The sequence below is a fragment of the Variovorax sp. 01T439_2 genome (genome assembly GCF_056398445.1).
This window is the reverse complement of record NZ_JBFTPJ010000859.1, coordinates 1-2577: the sequence shown is the minus strand read 5'-3', so window position 1 is coordinate 2577 and position 2577 is coordinate 1. Positions and strand designations below refer to the sequence as shown.

Annotated in this window: 3 protein-coding genes; all 3 read right to left on the bottom strand. The window is 64.7% G+C overall.

Annotated features, from left to right (window positions below; all coding sequences use genetic code 11):
• On the bottom strand, window positions 1–791 hold a 791-nt coding region (locus AC1DOC_RS28865; RefSeq protein ID WP_478131038.1), incomplete at its 3' end, for an ABC transporter permease.
• Between the two features lie 198 nt (window positions 792–989).
• Entirely contained in the window at window positions 990–1907 is a 918-nt protein-coding gene (locus AC1DOC_RS28860) for an ABC transporter permease (RefSeq protein ID WP_478081009.1), read from the bottom strand.
• A 4-nt stretch (window positions 1908–1911) separates the two neighbouring features.
• On the bottom strand, window positions 1912–2577 hold a 666-nt coding region (locus AC1DOC_RS28855), incomplete at its 5' end, for an extracellular solute-binding protein (RefSeq protein ID WP_478131037.1).

Genomic DNA, 2577 nt, shown 5'->3' with positions numbered 1-2577 from the left:
TAGATGGAAGGCGTCGTGACGGTCGAGGTCAGGCCCTGCAGCTCGAGCGGCAGCGTGTTGACGTCGCCGATGGCTTGCGAGGTGCGGGCGATCTCGTCCCAGGACAGCGTGAAGCCGAACATGCCGATGCCGACGATCGACGGCCCGATCAGCGGCAGCACCACGAAGCGGAAGGCCTGCCACGGCGTGGCGCCGAGGTCGCGCGCGGCTTCCTCGTAGGCCGGGTTGAAGCGGTTGAACACCGCGAACATGATGAGCAGGCCGAAGGGCAGGGTCCAGGTCAGGTGGGCGCCGAGCGCGGAGCTGAAGAGGCCGAGCGCGGTGCCGTAGCCTTCGAGCAGGGTGGTGGCGTCCATTGCCGTGAGCAGGCTCTTGATGCCGGTGTCGAGCRGCCGGAACTGCAGGCCRATGCCGAGCGAGATGATGATCGACGGCATGATGAGGCTCGCCACGGTCACGAAGAAGAGGGCGTTGCTGCCCGCGAGCTTCTTGCGGAACGCGAGCCCGGCGAGCACCGACAGCACCACGGTGAAGCCCATGACCACGGCGCCGAGCGCCAGCGAGCGCCGGAAAGCCGCGCCGATGTCGACGGTGCCCAGGCCCTCGGCCAGCTTGTGGAACCAGTGCAGCGAGACGCCGCGCAAGGGGAAGGTCAGCCCGCCTTCGGGGCCCTGGAAGCTCAGGATGAAGATCGTGATCATCGGGCCGTAGAGGAACAGCACGAAGAGGGCGAACACGATCGCCAAGGGCCAGAAGCCGGGGGCTCGTTGTTCTCCGATGCGTTGGCTCATTTGTCTTCTTCCTTCAGGGCGAGTGCCGAGAACATCGGGTACTCCCCTCCGCGAATGTCCCCCGCCTTCGGCTCCTCCTTTATTTCGCTGCGGGGAGCACCCGATGCTCTCGGCACAGGGCACGCTGCTGGTTTTCGGCCGATCAACCAACGCCGCGAATAGCGCACGACACGACGAGCAGAAAAGCAAGGTCCCATCTCAGAGCTCCTTGCGAATATCAACCAGCCGCGTCAGCCCCCAGATGATCATCAGCACCACCGCCAGCAGGATCACCGCGTTGGCCGCGGCCAGCGGAAACTGCAGGTACGAGGTCTGTACCTGGATGATCTTGCCGATCGATGCGATCTGCTGCCCGCCCATCACGCCGATGGTGACGAAGTCGCCCATCACGATCGTGATGACGAAGATCGAGCCGATCAGGATGCCGGTGCGCGACAGCGGCACCACCACGTTCCAGAGCGTCTGCCAGCCCGAGGCGCCCGCATCGCTGGCCGCTTCGAGCAGCGAGCGGTCGATGCGCATCATGCTGTTGAAGATCGGCACGATCATGAACATCGTGTAGAGGTGAACGAAGGCGAGCACCACCGAGAAATTGGAGAACAGCAGCCACTCGACCGGCTGGTTGACCACGCCCAGGCCCATCAGCGCCTGGTTCACCAGCCCGTTGCGGCCCAGCAGCGGCACCCACGAGATCATGCGGATCACGTTGGAAGTCCAGAACGGCACGGTGCACAGCACGAACAGCGCCGTCTGCATGCCCGGCGAGCGCACGTGGAACGCAAGGAAGTAGGCCACCGAAAACCCGACCACCAGCGTGATGCCCCACACCAGCAGGCAGAACTTGAAGGTGCTCAGGTAGGTGTTGAGCGTGACGCACAGGTCGCCGTTGTCGGTGAGATGCGAACAGCCCTCGAACAGGCTCAGGTAGTTGCGCAGCGTGACCGCGGGGATCAGCTCGTACTCGTTGAAGTTCCACAGGCTGACCATCGCGACCAGCGCCAGCGGCACCAAAAAGAACAGCAGGAACACCAGCGCGAACGGCGCCGCCTGCCACCACGCCTTGACGGCGTGGACGGACGGGCTGGGCGCATGCGCGCTGGCGGTGGGGACGCTCACGGGATCAGGCGGCGACGAACTCGTTCCACTTTCTGACCATGTATTCGTTCTCGTCCATCACCGCGTTCCAGCAGGCGATGCCGCCCATGCGCTGCTCGTAGCTGCCGCCGTCGCGCACCGCGCCGGCCTTGGCGATCACGTCGCCCTGCGGGCTCTTGATGTCCTGCGCCGCGGGCTTGCCTTCCATCCAGTAGGCCCACTCGTAGGCTTCCATCTTGGTCTTGGCGGTGTCGAGCACGGCGCTGTAGTAGCCCTGGCGGTTGAGGTACGCGCCGGCCCAGCCGTCGAGAAACCAGTTGATGAACTCATAGGCGCCGTCGAGCTTCTTGCCCGAGAGCGTGGCCGGCAGCCCGAAGCCCGAGGCCCAGGCGCGATAGCCTTCCTTGAGCGGCTGGAACGTGCAGTCGATGCCCTTGCCGCGCACGGCCGTGACCGCGGGCGACCACATCGACTGGATCACCACCTCGCCCGAGGCCATCAGGTTCACCGATTCGTTGAAGTCCTTCCACAGCGCGCGGAACTGGCCGGCCTTCTTGGCTTCGATCAGGGTCTTGATCGTGAGGTCGATCTCGGCCTTGGTCATGTTGCCCTTGTCGGCGTACTTGTGGATGCCCTTGGCCTCCACCACCATCGCGGCGTCCATGATGCCGATCGACGGAATGTTCAGGAT